General features: G+C 35.6%; 12 protein-coding genes. 9 read left to right on the top strand and 3 right to left on the bottom strand.

Features of this window, described 5'->3' with window-relative positions; genetic code table 11:
• Nucleotides 1–71 precede the first annotated feature (71 nt).
• The 8 genes from NR125_RS16760 to NR125_RS16725 all read left to right on the top strand — a co-directional run bounded on the left by NR125_RS16760 (nt 72) and on the right by NR125_RS16725 (nt 11,154).
• Nucleotides 72–722, top strand: a complete 651-nt coding sequence (locus NR125_RS16760) for a hypothetical protein (protein ID WP_206842712.1) — start codon at nt 72–74, stop codon at nt 720–722.
• A gap of 386 nt (nt 723–1,108) precedes the next feature.
• Nucleotides 1,109–2,035 carry a hypothetical protein gene (locus tag NR125_RS16755; protein ID WP_206842710.1) on the top strand — a complete coding sequence of 309 codons (927 nt, stop codon included), beginning with the start codon at nt 1,109–1,111 and terminating at the stop codon, nt 2,033–2,035.
• Between the two features lie 5 nt (nt 2,036–2,040).
• Entirely contained in the window at nt 2,041–7,200 is a 5,160-nt protein-coding gene (locus NR125_RS16750; RefSeq protein ID WP_206842708.1) for a PKD domain-containing protein, read from the top strand.
• Between the two features lie 615 nt (nt 7,201–7,815).
• Nucleotides 7,816–8,598, top strand: a complete 783-nt coding sequence (locus NR125_RS16745; RefSeq protein WP_206842705.1) for a DUF2726 domain-containing protein — start codon at nt 7,816–7,818, stop codon at nt 8,596–8,598.
• 209 nt (nt 8,599–8,807) lie between these two features.
• Entirely contained in the window at nt 8,808–9,095 is a 288-nt protein-coding gene (locus NR125_RS16740; protein ID WP_035332664.1) for a hypothetical protein, read from the top strand.
• 91 nt (nt 9,096–9,186) lie between these two features.
• Nucleotides 9,187–9,708: a hypothetical protein gene (locus NR125_RS16735; RefSeq protein WP_035332665.1), complete on the top strand. Its 522-nt coding sequence runs from the start codon at nt 9,187–9,189 to the stop codon at nt 9,706–9,708.
• A gap of 213 nt (nt 9,709–9,921) precedes the next feature.
• Entirely contained in the window at nt 9,922–10,323 is a 402-nt protein-coding gene (locus tag NR125_RS16730) for a hypothetical protein (protein ID WP_152539716.1), read from the top strand.
• A gap of 432 nt (nt 10,324–10,755) precedes the next feature.
• Complete coding sequence (locus tag NR125_RS16725; protein ID WP_035332668.1) at nt 10,756–11,154, top strand: hypothetical protein; 399 nt, start codon at nt 10,756–10,758, stop codon at nt 11,152–11,154.
• Between the two features lie 272 nt (nt 11,155–11,426).
• On the opposite strand, the gene NR125_RS16720 is transcribed toward NR125_RS16725, so the two are convergent.
• Nucleotides 11,427–14,393 (bottom strand): Tn3 family transposase, encoded by a 2,967-nt coding sequence (locus NR125_RS16720; protein ID WP_256815747.1) that lies wholly within the window; start codon nt 14,391–14,393, stop codon nt 11,427–11,429.
• Nucleotides 14,394–14,540: 147 nt separating this feature from the next.
• On the opposite strand from NR125_RS16720, the gene NR125_RS16715 reads away from it, so the two are divergent.
• Nucleotides 14,541–15,116 carry a recombinase family protein gene (locus NR125_RS16715; RefSeq protein ID WP_009335987.1) on the top strand — a complete coding sequence of 192 codons (576 nt, stop codon included), beginning with the start codon at nt 14,541–14,543 and terminating at the stop codon, nt 15,114–15,116.
• 142 nt (nt 15,117–15,258) lie between these two features.
• On the opposite strand, the gene NR125_RS16710 is transcribed toward NR125_RS16715, so the two are convergent.
• Together NR125_RS16710 and NR125_RS16705 are read right to left on the bottom strand one after the other, a co-directional pair.
• A complete protein-coding gene (locus tag NR125_RS16710) occupies nt 15,259–16,506 on the bottom strand; it encodes an MFS transporter (RefSeq protein WP_009335986.1) in 1,248 nt (415 codons plus the stop codon).
• Between the two features lie 112 nt (nt 16,507–16,618).
• Nucleotides 16,619–17,620 (bottom strand): LLM class flavin-dependent oxidoreductase, encoded by a 1,002-nt coding sequence (locus NR125_RS16705; RefSeq protein WP_009335985.1) that lies wholly within the window; start codon nt 17,618–17,620, stop codon nt 16,619–16,621.
• Nucleotides 17,621–17,686 lie beyond the last annotated feature (66 nt).

The following is a 17,686-nucleotide window of genomic DNA, read 5'->3' as shown; positions in this document are numbered from 1 at the left end:
AAAAGGATTGGATCCAACCTATCTAGAATGATTTGATTAATTATTAAAATAAATTAAGGGGAAGTATATTCATGGAAATTCCTACTTATATTAAATTTCTTCGAAAAGCAATTAATAATGTTAAAGAAGTTTATTTTGGAAATCAGGATTGGATCAATTCCATGCTGAATGCTCATGAAATTGAATCGAAAGATCCAAAGCGGGAAGAGTTAATACCTTATTTGAGTATGCATCATGAGAGAGTCTTTTGCTATGAGCTTTATCATCAACTTCGCAAAATTATGGAAGAAAACCAGTTGGATGAGAAGGTGATTTTGCAAGCTGAGCTCCGAAAAACTCAAGTAGGCAGTGAAATTGAACAATTATTCGGAATACAAAGCACCGAAGGAGTATATTATCCTGACTTCTTAATACATGAACCAGATACATTTGATAATCAGGACTTAATTATTGAAGTCAAAGCTAACCCAAAGCTGACTTATGAAGACATGATAAAGGATATATTGAAAATTGATCAATTCATTCACAGATATCAATACAAAAAAGGAATCTTTTTAGCAATAAATATTAACGAAGAAAGACGGGAGCAGCTTACAACAAATGATCATTTACTAAAATGTCTTAAAGAAAAAACTAAATGTAAAAATGAAATTCTACTTATGTTTAGAGAATCAGCTACGAAGTCGACCATCTCTATCAATCTAGCAAGGTTGTTACAATGAACAATTAGATAATTTAAAGTAAGTCAAACAGCATTTTTCATTTTAAGTTAGATTGTGAGCCCTATTTTGTAAATGAAGAATAGGGGATTTTCACAAAAAAGGTTAGATTTTCCTATCGGTTCTTGGTATAATTTAAAGTATTAATACATCTTTCCATTTTTATTCACGCGAGAGAGAACAATAGTAATATAATTGTAGTAAAACTTTGTGAGTAAAATTGGGAAACTATAATTTTGAAAAGCGGAAGCACCGCAATCAGAGGATTCTCTGCATTGTGGTGTTTTTTTCTTTTCTGTAATAATCCTTTATACTTAATTTAAAGGAAATGAAAGGAAGTGTTTAAACCTAATTTCCTATATCGCCCATATTTTAGGAGGTTGTTATTTGTGAAAAAAGTTGTTTTAGTAGGAGCGGTTACGGCAGCATTAAGTTTAGGAGCTGTTATGCCATTTGAAAACTCAGGTCTAGTAAACCCTAATAAGGTGGAAGCAAGTGCTCTTGCTACTCCGTTACCAGTAGATCTACCACTTGATTATGTTTCAGGTGTGGATGAATACGGATTAAACAAAAGCCAATATAAGATTGACTTAGGCAATCGAACAGGTACTTTAATACTTAAAATGTATATGACAGATAAGTATTCTAAAAGTGGCTCAGATACTTTATATGCAAATGTTGAACGAAAGAGGGCTTCAGGATTCTTTCTAATGGATTCTAATTCTGCTTTGGACCCAGGGAACGCTAAAGGCTTAGCGGCATTTGATCGTTATAGTGCTATTTATGATGAAAATCCTGAATTTCCTAGGCCTAAATATACTTCTGGTTTTCAAGATACGGGAGTTAATAAAAAAGGAGAACGTTTTATCGCATTAGGTATTCACCTTGATAAAGTAGTTAATAAAGGAGTCTACTACTTAGATACACCTAACATGGCAACAGGGTATTGGAAAGTTAAGGCTTACTTCTATGAAAATGTCAATGTGGAGCAAAAAGTCTTTAATGAAGTCAATCGTTATTTTCCACTTTTGGACAAGGTAAGATGGGGTGTTGCTGAATTAAAACATAACCAAATTGGCCGTTTAACCATGTTAAAAGATACTCCACTTTTAAAGGAAACGGATGGTAAGTTCAACGTGGCTCGGACTTTGAAGATGGGCGAGCAGTATCGTATTTATGGTTATAAAGAAATTAGCGGCAAAGGATATTATGCAGTAGGCGGCGGACACTTTGTTGAGATGAATCCTAAATTTGCTAAGTATGAAACACCTGCAAAAAATAAAATGCGACTAGTGAAAATATTACATGAGGAGTAATACGAATGTTCAAGTATAGAAGATATCGTATAATAGGTATTTTTGGCTTATTATTCATATTTCTATTAAACTCTTTTACTCTCATCGGAAATGCTACAGATCCACCAATGAGTAAAATCGGGACAGCAGCCAAGTCTTATCCACATCTTAATGATGATGAAGCTGGTTGGTATAAAACATCTATAAATGGATACTTTGTTCGTTCAGACACGAACCAGTTAAGAGCTAATTGGCAATCTAACCGTGCATCTGGTGTGGATTTAGGTGGTATTGGGTACGACTCACCAACAGGATATACTCCACCTAAAGGGAAGATCATTCACTCAATCCTACGTTATCCTGTTTACGAAATGCGAACCTATGATGTACAAAAAGAAAAGTCAGGCTGTGATGGAGGACTGCCGACTGAAGATCGATGTAATCCATTTTATTTTAGTGGCGTTGCTGGTGAGGATAACAGGTGGGCTAAAGAAGGGAATATAGAGAAAAAAGAGCATTGGAAATATTATGATGATGCTTTTCGTGATAATGATGTTCTAGGTATTCCAAATATGCACTACTATCGATTTCGTACAGCTAAACTTCGTGTACAGGGTGACGACGGTCTAGGGCATGGGGGCACTCCTTGGTATAAATATGACTTTAAAATCATGGATGATCCAAATGCAAGAGGTCTTAGGATTGAGCCTCCAACACAAACCATTAAAGTGGGAGAAACAGCTACTTATAAAGCTATATATAGTGCGCTTGATGGGAAAGAATACGATAAGACGCTGGACAAGCTAAGTACCTGGTCTATTTCTGATACTTCATTGGCATCTACCTCTTCCAAAGGGAAGTTTGTAGGTAAAAAAGTGGGCACATCAACAGTCAAAGTGGATTATGGAAGCTTATCTGCAACAGCAACCCTTAAAGTTGTTGCAGCCGATCCTCCAGTGGAACCTGAGGAACCAAAAGAAAATCTTCCTCCGCTTGCAAATTTATTTGTGGAGCCAGAATATTACTGGCCGGAAACAGTAACTTTTCAAGATAACAGTACGGATCCAGATGGTGAGATTGTTTCAAGAGAGTTAACAGTAGACGGCTCGCCTTCAAATTTTTCAAGGAATTTTCCACGTGTTACAGCTGAAGAAACTCATGATGCTGCTTTGAAGGTTACGGATGATGCTGGGGCTTCTGACACTGATGCCAGGTCGTTTAAGATATTACCAACAACTCCAACTGCTATGTTAGAAATTAATGGGACCTTAAAAGAAAACCGAAAAGTTTCTTTTAATGCTCATGGTTCTGACAAAGCAACTAAGGCGATTAGAGTAGCACCAATAAACTATAATCTTACTACTTGGGATTTTAAACCCGTCACTCCTGGAATCACACAGGGGGATTTTAAAATTGAGCACACTTCCGATGGTGGTATAAAAGATGTTTTATTTAAAAAAGCAGGTGAGTATGAGGTTACGATAACGGTAACCAATAAGTATTCAGAAGTCAGCGAGCCTTACACTACAAAGATTACTATCATGCCCGATGAGAAGCCGATAGCTAAGTTTACGGTTGATCAAAAGGTTGCACTTAGAGATGGTACAACCAAAAAGGCAACTATAGAATTAAAAGATTTTAGTAATTCTATAGACGATGACTTTATTAAACAGAGAATTTGGTATGTGGAATATGACACCAATAATGATGGACTTTTTGGAACAGCGATGGATACCTCTCGTCAGGTTATATCAAGTGGAAATGAAACAACTGTTTATTACGAAACTGATCGAGTAGGTCATTATCGTTTTAGCTTAGAAGTTGTAGAAGGATTTGGACAGCCAACCATTCAGAGGTTTATTACCGATGGTGATTATCGTAGGGATGTTACCGAAAAAGTTGATAGCGGCGATCGAGTTTCAGAATACACAAAGCTAACCAACTTTAACATAATCGACAAAGATAAAGCAGTGGAAGTATCAAATACTCCTCCGGTTGTTGATTTCGGAATGCAGACACATCGTAAGGTTGACCTTGTATTAGATATTGGTGGTTTGACAAAAGCAAGTCAGCAGCATATGACAGGAAATCGTCCTGGTGGAACATCGAATAATGATGGTGGTGGTTATTATGACCATAAGTATTATACCTATGACTATTCGGAAAGAAATGAGATTGCAAGTCTTGCTGCCAGTCTAGAAACAGATCTGAAGACCAAGGGAATTGATGCCAGAGTGGTAATAGATAATGATTTTTACCACTTATACGACAATGATGGAACATGTATTAAAAGCATTCCACAGTGGGGTTGGTCGACCTATTACCGAACTATCCAAACTACAGCATCGAATACCGTTTCAAATTACTCTTCTTCACCACCTGGAGGCTCCTATAGTCCGCCACCGGGTTATACGATTACAAATACTGTCCATACCGGTTCTTATCAAAATACAAGCAATTATACGGTTGTAGGAAGCGGGTCATTCTCGAGTGCAGCAGAAGCTGATGCTTATCCAGTTGGACGTGATAGCCGAATTTGCAGCTGGAATGCTGATAATACAGTATATAGCTGTACGTTTATTCGTTATCAATGGGTTCACTCCTACACATATTATTTAGAAAAACAAGAGCCTTATCAGGTGTGGGAAGTTCAATACTATTACAACCAAGGTTGTAATTCCACAGAACAAACGGATCCAACGAGAATGAAAGACAACTTTGTTTCACAAACCTATCGAGATAATGCGGATGTAGTTTATTCTCGGTTTGATAATCAAAGTTGGACATGGGTGAATGATACGAGTCAGGTAAATCCAATTGTGAGTAAAATGAGGCAGGATAATCCTTTCTTCTGGCACTTTGCCTATAATTCAAATCGTGCCAATTTTGATCGGTTTACCACAACTGCTGCAACATTAGGTAAGTTCTCGCTATATGATTTCCTCTATAAAGGGAGAAATGTACAGGATATTAAGGATTACATTATCGGGCAGTATTTAGTTACAAACCCTGGTGAGAATCATACAATCCTTTTAGGTGAAGAAATTGATTATAGCGTCACATATGAAGATTTTGAGAATGATCCTGAGCTAGCAAGAGAGTGGAAATTTTCTCATGATCCTACAAAGGTAAATGGCAGAACGATTGATAACCAACATTCTAAAATTGCACAAAGTGATTTTTGGGTAAGTGCTCCACTTCAATTGAAAGCGGTCGGTACCTATAAAATTCAACTAAGGTCCAAGGACAACCCGGTGCATTTTGGTGATAATCGCTTTAATAATTATCAAAAATGGTCGGATGAGGAAATCGTTAGAGAATATACGGTAAATGTTCACCGGCGCCCAATTGCTGACTTTACTTTTAAAATTGATGTGGCTGATAACTACAGGTTGGATTTAGATCCCAAGCTTTCATACGACCCTGAACATCAGTTTAATCGAGATGATAAAGGTATTGTAGAGTACGAATGGACGTCTTATATGGTGGATGGAGTGAAGTACAATGGTGCTCCACCTAGCAATTTGCAAGTAAATAAGATATATGATGTAACGCTCCAAGTAAAAGATATTGATGGGGCATATGGCAGCACAACCAAGCGGATAAGCACTATGGGCATGAACCAAAAACCAATTGCTTTGTTTGATGCACCGGATGTAGTTTATCGAAGCCAGCCTTTAAATATCGTTGATAGAAGTTATGACCCGGATGGGGACCCATTAACGAACTATCAATTTACTATTCGTAAACAAGGTTCTTCAACCATTCTAAAAACATTATCAACTTTCCCGAAAAGTTTCGCTGAGTTGGGATTAGGAGAAGGCACCTATACAATGGGATTAACCGTTGATGATATTCCGAAAACTGGTCCTAGCTTGCGCTCGGATTTGTATGAGCGGAATATTAAAGTCATCTTAGACAATAATCCGCCTACTTCTGTCTTTTCACTTACACCAAATCCAATTCAGTTGGGGTTAAACCAGGAAGCTACGTATAAAGATTCTAGCTATGACATCGATGGGCACCCATTGATAAATTATTCTTGGAAGATTAACAAAGTTGATGAGGATGGAAATATTATAAATAGCTGGGAAACTGGGGTGCCACCTACAGATTTTAGTCAATATGGTGTTGGCACATATGACGTGTATCAGACAGTATTTGATGATCCTCCAGCTCCTTTACCATCCCTTTCGGATACAAGCATGGTAAGAATTGAAGTGATCATTGGAAAACAAAAACCTTTTGCTTTAATCGATTGGTCACCGAAAATGCCAGTAGAAGGAGATACTATTACACTCGACCCTTCAAAATCATTTGACTTGGATGGTACAGTAGAGAAATGGGAGTGGGAAATTACAAATCCTGCTGGCCAAAAAACTACCTCTAGCGCTAAGAATCCAATAATCACGAATGCAGTTAAAGGTGATTATAAGGCTCAGCTTCATGTGTATGACAATGATAACTTGAGAAGTGAAGTACCTGCTGTCCAGGTTATTACTGTTAAGGAGAAGCCGCCAAATGAAATCCCAGTAGCATCATTTACATGGAGTCCTTTACAGTTAACCTATGGAGATACTGTCAAATTTAATCCTGACAACAGTTACGATCCCGATGGAGAGGTTGTAGCATGGAATTGGACATTTGAGGATTTAAGCGGAAATGTAACATCAAGTACGCAGCAATACCCAGAGTTTCCAACTAACTCATTTAGAAACAAAGTTTCTTTGGTTGTTACTGATAATGAAGGGGCTAAATCAGAGATTGTTACACAGTATGTTTTTGTGAATCCTGTTTTAGAGCCGCTTGTTTATCACACTCCTGAGTGGGAAGAAATACGGATTAAAAATAATCGACCATTCAAGCTCTTTTATGCTGGTGAGAAATTCTTAATTCGTCTCACTACATCTCCTGCAGAGTCGGTGTCTGGAACTGTTGATTTTGGAGGTTCTATCGGCCCTGTTGAAATTCCAACTTCTTTATTTACAAAAGTTAATGGAGTTGGAACTATATGGGAAGCGGAGTTGTGGCGAGAAGACTTTGCATACATTCCGGAGGGGCAATATTACTTTGAATTTAAGTCCGTTCATGATGCTGGTTCAGAGAAGGTTTTCGCTGAAGGCCTATATGATGTGACAATAGATTCAAATATTTATGAAGCCCTTAATTTTCATAGAAACCAATAAGGGTTAGCACAAGATGTTATTTTTTCTTTAATAGCCGGAATTTGTTCTTAATTTTCCGGAATTATTTTCTTAATTTAGCGGAATAAAAATTTTAGGGCCCTTCAATTTTTTGAAGGGCCTCATTAATAGAATATGTGAATTTCTGTATTTATACTAACGCGGTAATTTAGTTTAATAAGAATTTAGGCTTTAATGAATTTATTGATGTTTATATGTTACATCTTCAAATCACTAATTCATACAAAGGGTGATGAATGTTGAATTATGAGCAACTACTTAAACTTAATGCGGTTTGCTTTTTAATTGCTGGAATAGTTTTTTTGATTTTTGTAGTTTTAGGTATCAATAGGACTCTCTTTTTCATTTTAAGTGTCCCGGTTATCGTTAATTCAATTATATTTATTACATTAATTAAACGTAGAATTACAGAGAAGAAAGAAATTTAAAAAGAGCGATAGTCCTTTATGGATTATCGCTTCTCTTATAAAATAATTTAACTAATTTTAAACGAGAGTTTCAAATATCATTAAGATATTATTCGACCTCTTTGATTTGATATATTTTAATAGAAGGAATATATTACTATTTTCATGTATAAAAAAGGTGGTCCCAACTATGAAGTTTGAAGGGAAAATTATCTTCTATGTGAAAGATACTTATAATTGTGTTCATATTTATAAAAAGAAGTCCAAAGAACCTGCAGAAATAGAAAAATACCAGGAATATGTTGATAGGTTGGAAGAAGAATTGACGAATAAGTTAGTTAAAGCATTCATAGTTAAGAATGAAGAAGGCAGCAATACTTATATTAGGTGTACCGACACCTGGAGGACAGGCCTAAATGAAACAATCTCTCCAAACCATCAAAAATACATAAACTTCCTTTCAGAGAATAGAGAAGATATTCGGTTTGTTGGTCCGTATAAAGCTATGAGACGAAAAGGACTACACTTATGCAGCAGAGGTCATGAGTGGGTAATTGAACCAATCAAAGTTAAGCGAGGTGAAACTTGTAGCCATTGTAGAAAGAAAATCAAGGAGTCAAATGGAGCCAAGTTTATAACAAATTTACTGGCATCTCAAAAAATTGAATTTATCAAAGAAGTGTCTATGAAGCGATTTGGTTGTGATAGAGACTTCCGGCTGGATTTTGTAATATGTCAAAATAACTTTCCGCTGTTTGCTATAGAATTCAATGGGATACAGCATTATAAATATATGAGATCAGAATACTTTGGAGGTTTTAAGGGGTCTAGAGAGAGAATGAAGCGGGATAGAATCAAAAGGGAGTTTTGTTGGTCGTTAGGATTACCTGTAGTTGATATACCGTATACGGAATCAGAGGAACAAATTTTGAATACAGTTATTTATTTCTTAAAATTGTTTGAATTGGTGTAGCAACGTTTCAGTACTTAGCAGAGAAATCGCTTGTATCCATGGAAGGATTTTCTATATAATAAATATATACGTCTAGTTTTTATTATTATCCCACTCATGCGAGAAGGACTTTCCCATTTTATTTAATACGCCCTATATTGGTGAATTTTTGCTGCTTAAAGCATTAATTAGCCGGTATAGGGCTTTTTTATTTTTTAGGAGGTGAAAACATGGACTTTAATCCATTTGTAAACAACCCTCAATTTAATCCTTCAAAACATTTAAAGAGTACTAAAAGAAAAGTTCAGCCATGGGAGCAACTGCAGGAAGGAAAATGCTATGAAATTAAAATTGAGGGAGAAGAAACAAGAACTTACGAAGTAAGAGGGTTTTGGTGTGATGAGAGTGATGGAACTATTTTTGTCATTCTATGGCCAGAAGGAGAAACAAGAGCAACGGATTTTGTTTCAAATGAAATTCTCTCTGTTAGAGAGATTAATAAAAATGCCGATATGTAGTATATAAATGTCAGAATACTTTAATCGGACAGATAATAATAAAAACACTTAGTGATTTAAATCGTTTAATGTAAAGGAGGAATCAATTCTTATGAGAAAATCAATCTTTGGATGGATATGGGGATCAATTGCCTTTGTTTTCTTATTAATCAGTTTTTACAGTACCCATATGGGGAGTGAATTGGACAAGCAGTTACAGTCTAATCAGGAATCGTTATTAAGGCTTCAACAAGAAAAATATTTGCTTAACAAGGAAATAGGAGGCCTTGATAGCAAGAAGCAAGCAGCCTTAATTGAAAATAAGGAATCCTTGTTAGATAAGTTGGTACAAGATGAGTTTGCAGTACAAACTGCGGGACTTGGGTTGCAAGATCTAAAAAATGATTTTACAACATTTCAGTCTTATATGGCGGGAGCGGGTTTATTCTTAACAATTGCTGCAATAGCGATAACATATTCGCTTAGCAGCAAACCAAAGAAAAAATCTAATCAATTAGAAGAGCGCCGATTGGTATCTGGACAAGGTATATATATACCTGCTAACCAGGAGCAGTTAGCGAGGGATATAAATCATGAGGTTGAGAAATATCTAAAAGAGTCAGGAAAAAAATAGTTCATGTAATCAAAAACTTTCTTGATACTAGGGGAGAATCAGTTTAAAGCATCTTGTTATGAAAATATAAAAATACGGATAGTAACGGTATTTACCTTAAAGAGCATTGTTTTTATGCTCTTTTTTCTTTTGGCCGGCTTTTTGCTGGAACGATTGCCCTTGATGATAATGGTTGTAGTTCTACAAAATATTAAGAATATAGGGAGGATAATAGTGATGACTAAGACCTGTATGGAGAAAGACTGTCAATTTGGTGGGTTAGTGCAAGAAATCAATGACGGACAAACCGTGAAAGTTCTTTGTGGAGTTCACTCCATAATGTACGCCTTAAACGAATCAAAATTAACTTATAAAAAAGGATATCCGCTTAAGAGTGAGTTAAAGGAACAGGCTGATTGTAGCTGTTGCAATAACCTAGCCATTAACATGATTGAACATCTCCCGACCGAGAATACGCAGTGGACGCTTTGTGAAACCCATTTGAAAAAGCTGCTGACACATTCATTAAGCCCAAAAGAATTTCACCAGCTTTATAACCAATATGGTGATGTCTATTTATTACATGATGATTTTTATGACCCTGAAACAGGAATAGCCTTTCAACAAATTGAATAGATTCTTTCATCCTTTACTCTTTGGAATACACATAGTTGAATAGAAAAAAATACCAAGAAATCTTTTTTCATTATGAAAATTATGGTATAATTGATTTGGAAATTATACGGGAAAACAAATTGGAAGCACCAATTAGCTGTTAAGGCTTATTGGTGCTTTTTTGCGCTTCTGCTGAAATTAAGACATTATACCCTTAAAAGGAGGTCAAATAAATGGCAATTAGGCATGCAAGTAAAGGTGACTCTATACTATTCTCCCGCAGAGGAAATGAAATTGAAGGAATTTGAGGTTAATTTTTCTACCATATATCAGCAACTGATGCGTTTCTATTAGGTTTGGAGAGCTCAAACACCGTTGTGGCACATAAAAATTATAAGATACTTAAAAGAAATAAAAGGAAGTAAGCTTCAAATCAAGAGGAGGAGAATCAAGATGTCAATGAAATGCATGGAAAAGAACTGTGTCAATGAATTGATGTTAATTTCAATAAATGATGGAGAAGACAGGCTGAACCTTTGTTTTAATCATGCAACAATATTTGCAAGTGACGAGCGGTTGATCACACTAAAGGAAACAGCTCCTCAAATAAGTAGCAGCAAATTAGATAAAACTTGTGATTGTTGCTCTGAAGCGGCATTAGAAGCTTCAGAATTGGATCCATTTAACGATGATATAACATGGAATTTATGCATGGATCATTTAAAGAAGCTATTGACTCATCAACTGAGTAGAGAAGAGTATAAATCTTTATATCACATATACGGTGATGTTTATTTGCTGCATGATGATTTTTATAATTCCACTTCAGGTGTTGCTGTAACTAGTCTGTGATGGAATTAAAAAATAAAATTGTTCAGGAGATTATAGGTTCAAGATATTGGAACAATAAACAACAATTTTTATTTACCAGTTACGTGAAAGGAAAGCAAACCTTATGATCACAGAAGCAAAGATTATTGGAGAGATTCAGACATTTAACAACCAGGAGGAACCCTATAGAATTTTTATAAAAATTAGTTCAAACAATAAGGGGTACCGTCAGGAAAATGCGGATTTACAACGTTAAGCACAATTCCGAGACAATTCCCCTATTTTTAACAACGTTAAGAAAGTTTCAATGGTCTTAAAGAATCTAACGAGACCATTTTCTCGGAATTAAAATGGTATTCTCCTAGCAAATTAATATGTTCCCAACCTAGAGGCGACATATGGTGCAATAATTCTTCATTAAAACTACCAGATTGTTTTTGATATTCAACTGCTTTTGTTAGATGTAAGGTATTCCAGATACTAATGGCATTGATAATTATGTTTAAAGCACTGGCCCTTTGAAGCTGATGCTGTATGGTTCGTTCCCTAAGCTCTCCTTGTTTTCCGAAGAAAATAGCTCTTGCCAACCCATTCATGGCTTCTCCTTTATTCAATCCTCTTTGTATTTTTCTTCTTAGAGATTCATCTGAAATGTAATTAAGAATAAAGATCGTTTTTTCTATTCGGCCCATCTCACGTAAGGCTGTGGCTAAGCTGTTTTGTCTTGAATAGGAACCTAGTTTCCCCATAATGAGGGATGCTGAAACCGTTCCTTCCCTTATAGAATGAGCTAATCGCAAAACATCCCCATAATTTTCTTTGATGGTCTTTGTATTTATTTGTCCACGTAAAATGGCTTCTAGTTTTGGATACTCCCTTGCTTTATCTATTGTAAATAATTTTGAGTCCGATAAATCCCTTATTCTTGGAGCAAATTTAAATCCTAATAAATGAGTCAGCCCGAATATTTGGTCTGTGTAACCAGCTGTGTCTGTATAATGCTCTTCTATATTTAGATCCGTCTCATGGTGCAACAAACCATCCAAAACATGAATCGCATCCCTTGAATTTGTATGAATAATCTTTGTGTAGTAAGAAGAGAATTGGTCACTTGTAAATCGATAGATGGTGGCTCCTTTTCCAGTTCCGTAATGTGGGTTTGAATCTGCATGTAGTGACGAAACACCCAGCTGCATTCTCATACCATCTGACGAGGATGTTGTACCGTCTCCCCAATGGGAAGATAATTGTAATTTGTGATGAAAATTTACTAATACAGCTTGGGCTTTATTCATGGCATCTTCATACATGCGCCATTGAGTTACATTGGCTAATTGTTTATATGTAAGTTCGGGTGTTGCTTCAGCCATCTTGCTCAAGCCTATATTCATTCCCATTCCTAAAAGGGCGGCCATGATAATGGTTGTTTCTTCTTTATCAGGTTTTCGATTATTGGAAGCATGAGTGAATTGCTCATGAAATCCTGTTATATGAGCAACATCCATGAGTAAATCAGTTAATTTTATTCTTGGCAGCATTTGATAAAGGCTTGAACTAAACTTTTTTGCTTCTTCTGGAACATCTTTTTCTAAGCGTGCAAGTGACAGCTTTCCTTTTTCAAGAGAAACTCCGTCTAACTTGTTGAAATTGGAAGCTAACCACCTTAACCTTTCGTTAAGGTTGCTGGCTCTCTCCATCATATAATCTTCGAATGATAAACTAACTGATAATCTCATATTTTCCTTCGTTTGGTTCCATGTATCTTCTGAAAACAAATATTCCTCAAAATCTCTATACTGTCTGCTGCCAACAATGGAAACATCTCCTGCCCGTACATGCTCCCGAAGTTCTGTTAAAACAGCCATTTCATAGTAATGACGATTGATTGTTGTACCATCATCCTCGTATAAATGCTTTTTCCAGCGTTTTGAAATAAAATCCACAGGCGAGTCATCAGGCACTTTTCGCTTTCCGGATTCGTTCATTCCTCGGATAATCTTAACAGCTTGTAAAAGAGGCTCATTTGCCTTTGTAGAATGAAATTCCAATACCCTTAATAGCGTAGGCGTATATTTTCTAAGTGAATAAAATCGTTTTTGCAATAAGTCTAAATAATCATAGTCAGCAGGACGTGCAAGCTCTTGAGCTTCTTCCACCGAAGAGACAAAAGAATTCCATTCAATAACGGATTCTAAAACCTCAAAAACGTCTAAATTTTCCTGTTTTGCTTTGATTAAAGCTTGTCCAATGTTCGTAAAGTGTATAACTTTCTCATTTAGCTTTTTACCGTTTTGTTTTTGATTTTCCTCTTGAGCCTTACGGCCTTTTGATAACAGACTAAGTATTTGTCTGTCATGTATTTCAAAAGCTTTGTCCGTTAGCTCCTGAGTAAGATGTAATAAAAAGACGGTTAATATCGAATATCGTTTATTTTCTTGAAAGTCTCGAAATGCATAAGGCTCATATCTTGAACCTAAACGAGATAGCTGTAACAGGCGATTGCGATGCAAATGACTAATTTTTACCGTCTCTAATTCTATTCCCCGTATGTATTCGAGTCGTTCTATTACTTTGAGAAATGTTTCGGGTGAAGGATGACCCGGTGGTTCCTTTAACCAACCCAATATCGTTTTATTGGACTCGGATGGATGCTGCGAAGTAATGATCTCTTCAAGTTTTACTTTTTGCTCATTTGCTAGAGACTGACTAACTGTATTAAATAGCTTTTTTTCAGCCATTGTTCTTGCCTCCCACACCATTCTCTCAAGTGTAGTGATAGCAGGCAGTATGATTTTGTTTTTTCTTAGAAAGTCGATACATTCATGTAGTAGATGAATGGCATCGCCATTTTCCAAAGCTAATTGATGAAGATGCTTAAATGTCATTCGGTATTCTTTTAGGGTAAAAGTTACAAAATTGTGTTCACTTCGAATTTCTTTCAAATGATCCCAAAGTGTATTTTCTCTTTGAGGATAAAGACTAAGTGAAGGTGGACTGGCACCGATTTGTTTTGATATATAATGTATGACCGAATCTGGGATGCTTTTGATATGTGTGTACGGCCAACCGGGATACCGAAGAACGGCTAATTGAACGGCGAACCCTAACCGGTTTTCTTCTCTTCTTCGTTTATTTATAATTTCTAAATCTCGTTTGGAAAAGGTGTAGTAGGTTCCTAGCACCCACTCATCTTCAGGAGTTTGCATAAGAGCCTGTCTCTGTTCGGGTGTAAGTAATTCCCTACCTCTCGCAATTTTCATTTAGCATCATCTCATTTCTGTTTTTTTTAATTTATTACTTCAATTATATATCAATAGAGTGTACTCTATTGATACAAGTGAAGTAGACTGATAGAATCATAGTTAAGAGTGTCTCACAAGACTTGTCTCAAAAGTGAGGTGGTATTTTTGCGAAAGATCGGTTATATACGTGTCAGTTCGACTAGCCAAAATACTTCAAGGCAATTTCAGCAGCTGAACGAGATCGGAATGGATATTATTTATGAAGAGAAAGTTTCAGGAGCAACAAAGGATCGCGAGCAACTTCAAAGAATGTTAGGGAATTTACAGAAAGATGACATCATTTATGTTACAGACTTAACTCGAATCACTCGTAGTACACAAGATCTATTTGAATTAATCGATAACATACGAGGTAAAAAGGGAAGCTTAAAATCACTAAAAGATACATGGCTAGATTTATCAGAAGATAATCCATACAGCCAATTCTTAATTACGGTAATGGCTGGTGTTAACCAATTAGAGCGAGATCTTATTCGTATGCGACAACGTGAAGGGATTGAGTTGGCTAAGAAAGAAGGAAAATTTAAAGGTCGGTTAAAGAAGTATCATAAAAATCACGCAGGAATGAATTATGCAGTAAAGCTGTATAAGGAAGGGAATATGACTGTAAATCAAATTTGTGAAATCACAAATGTATCAAGAGCTTCATTATACAGAAAGCTATCAGATCCGGACAATTAGTTGATCTTTAGTCCAATAATGGGCAAGGTAATATTAGCTTGTAAGAGGAAGTGTGCATTTTGATAAAATAATAAAATATAAAAGCCTATGTCAAATTGAATATTAAAATCTTTGACATAGGCTCTTTATTTCAATTATCAAATCACTTATTTATTTCCCCACTTTTAATATGTTTTAGTGTTTTTTGATTTATTGAGACAAAAAAGGCTGAAGCGAAAAGTAGAAATGCAGCTAATAAAAATGTAAATCTCACACCAAATTGATCAGCAAATATCCCAAATAAAATAGTTGAAACACCAAATGTTCCAAAGACGATACTATCCTGTGCAGAGTATACCTTTGATAATAATTTTGAATTAACACTCGTTTGGACTATAGTTTGTTGAGCAACTCCCTTAATTTGACTACCAAAACCGAAAAAAAGGGAAATGACAAGTGCGAGCCAAGGAGTTGAAATTAATCCAAAAATAAGTGTAGTAATACTGGTAAGAAATGCTCCACTAATGATTACAAATCTCAAATTATTAGTTATTGTTTGTGACCACTTTAAACTAATAAAACCAGCGATCATTAAACCAGCAAAAAAGCTTGAATTGATATATCCCCACCAATTTTCACTAACCTGTAGAACTTCTTCAACATAGATATACAGAATAGCTGCAACCCATACCACATTTGCTATGGATTCCGTAAATTCTACAATCGTAATTGTTCTTAAAGAAGGTGTCTTCCATATTGTATTCCATCCTTCCAGCAAAACCTTCTTTGTCATTTTTTCTGATTCTTGTTCGTCTTTATTGAGTTCATCCTCAATTCTATCTAAATCCTTAATTAAAAACATAAAAATGGTTGAAATAACGAATAATATAGTTGTTATAATTAGTAGATTACCTGATCCTAATAGAGTGATTAAAATACCAGCTGCTGGCCATCCTCCTAAAGTGATTGTCTGATCGACTATAGAAAGAAAACTATTTACTTTAACCAATTTCTCCTCTGAATCGAAATACCTGGGAATCAATGAATCTCTAGCAGGGCTAGCCCACCCATCTAGAAATGAAATAAACATTACAAATACAAAGGTGAAAATTATATTATCTATTGAAAAAAGATAGATTGAATTTACTGTGAGCATTAATACAATGATTGTTTTACCAAACTGTGAAAATGCCAAAAGTGGCTTCGTTCTATATCTTTCTAAAAGAATAGGAGCAATAAAACCACTAATAAACCTTGAAACTGTATTAACAAAAGGAAATAGAGCCATATAAAATGCAGACCCAGTGATTTCGTACACTATTGAAATTATGCTTACTATATATAATATGTCTCCTAAATTTGCAATTGACTGGCCTATCCATAAAAAACGGAAAGATGTTTTTATTTGCAAAAAATATACTCCTTTACATATAATTTGAGTACTATTTATTAGGATTACATATTTTAATCACCTCTACTCTATTCTTCTCCTTTGAAAAAAATTAAATTCGGCTATGTAATAATTACACGGAAAACACTTCTTTTGCAATTAACTTATATGATTTTATCCTATCTTCAAAACAGAAAGTATTAGTTAAGATCATAATTTCATCTACTTTATATGTATTTTGTATATCTATTAGTTTTTTTTTCACTTCTGTTGGTGATCCTATTATCATTTTATTCTTAAAGTTTCTTATTAATTCCATCTCTTGTCGACTAAAAGTATAGCCGTTTGACTCTATAAAAGACGGAAGTCCTTTATCGCCAATGCCTGTTGATAATTGTACCTCCCATAATAAAGCACTTCTTGCAAGCTCCTGGGCGCGTTCATTTGTCTCTGCACAAATCACAAAAACAGCAAAAATTGTTTTCGGTTTAATGCCGCTTTCTTTACCTTTTAAATTATTATGATAATAATTCATGATTTCTGAGCTTTTGTTTGCACTTAAAAAGTGACCAAATGCATAAGGGACCCCGTATAATGCTGCAAGCCTCGCGCTTTCTAAAGAAGTTCCTAGAATCCATAATTGTGGAGGAACTGATGGGATTGGATAAGCATTTATAGTCGAATACGGGTGTTTATGTGGGAAACTATTATCAAGAAAGTCTTTAAGCTCTTTCACAGTATCGGGAAATTTTTTTGCTTGCTCCGAAAAATTATCCGAAAGAGCTAACTTCGCTTCTGGAGAGCCTCCAGGACCTCTTCCTACTCCTAAATCTATTCGGTTAGGAAATAGAGATGAAAGCAAATTAAATGTTTCAGCTATTTTATAAGGTTTATAGTAGGGGAGAAGTGTAGCTCCAGAACCAAGACGGATAGTTTCAGTATTAGCACCAATGTATCCGAGCATAACTTCAGGTGATGGGCAACAGAGCGCAGATATATTATGATGTTCAGCGATCCAAAATCTTGTATAACCAAATTCTTCTCCGGCCTTTGCCAATCTGGTGGAATCCTCTAAAACATCCTTTGCTGTTTTCCCTACAGCGAGAGTAGCCAAATCAAGAATGCTTAATTCCATTCAATAAACACCTTTCTTTCCATTGATCCTTTTAAATTTTTTTCTGTAATAGATTGACAGCACGGA

It is taken from the genome of Cytobacillus sp. Bac17 (assembly GCF_024519925.1).
GTDB lineage: Bacteria > Bacillota > Bacilli > Bacillales > Cytobacillaceae > Cytobacillus > Cytobacillus pseudoceanisediminis.
This window is presented reverse-complemented; position numbering and strand designations above follow the sequence as displayed.

What these genes read in the sequence shown, in the direction of transcription:
- NR125_RS16760 (WP_206842712.1), top strand. Translation starts at nt 72, where the DNA reads ATGGAAATTCCTACTTATATTAAATTTCTTCGAAAAGCAATTAATAAT.
- NR125_RS16750 (WP_206842708.1), top strand. Translation starts at nt 2,041, where the DNA reads ATGTTCAAGTATAGAAGATATCGTATAATAGGTATTTTTGGCTTATTA.
- NR125_RS16745 (WP_206842705.1), top strand. Translation starts at nt 7,816, where the DNA reads ATGAAGTTTGAAGGGAAAATTATCTTCTATGTGAAAGATACTTATAAT.
- NR125_RS16740 (WP_035332664.1), top strand. Translation starts at nt 8,808, where the DNA reads ATGGACTTTAATCCATTTGTAAACAACCCTCAATTTAATCCTTCAAAA.
- NR125_RS16735 (WP_035332665.1), top strand. Translation starts at nt 9,187, where the DNA reads ATGAGAAAATCAATCTTTGGATGGATATGGGGATCAATTGCCTTTGTT.
- NR125_RS16725 (WP_035332668.1), top strand. Translation starts at nt 10,756, where the DNA reads ATGTCAATGAAATGCATGGAAAAGAACTGTGTCAATGAATTGATGTTA.
- NR125_RS16720 (WP_256815747.1), bottom strand. Translation starts at nt 14,393, where the DNA reads ATGAAAATTGCGAGAGGTAGGGAATTACTTACACCCGAACAGAGACAG.
- NR125_RS16705 (WP_009335985.1), bottom strand. Translation starts at nt 17,620, where the DNA reads ATGGAATTAAGCATTCTTGATTTGGCTACTCTCGCTGTAGGGAAAACA.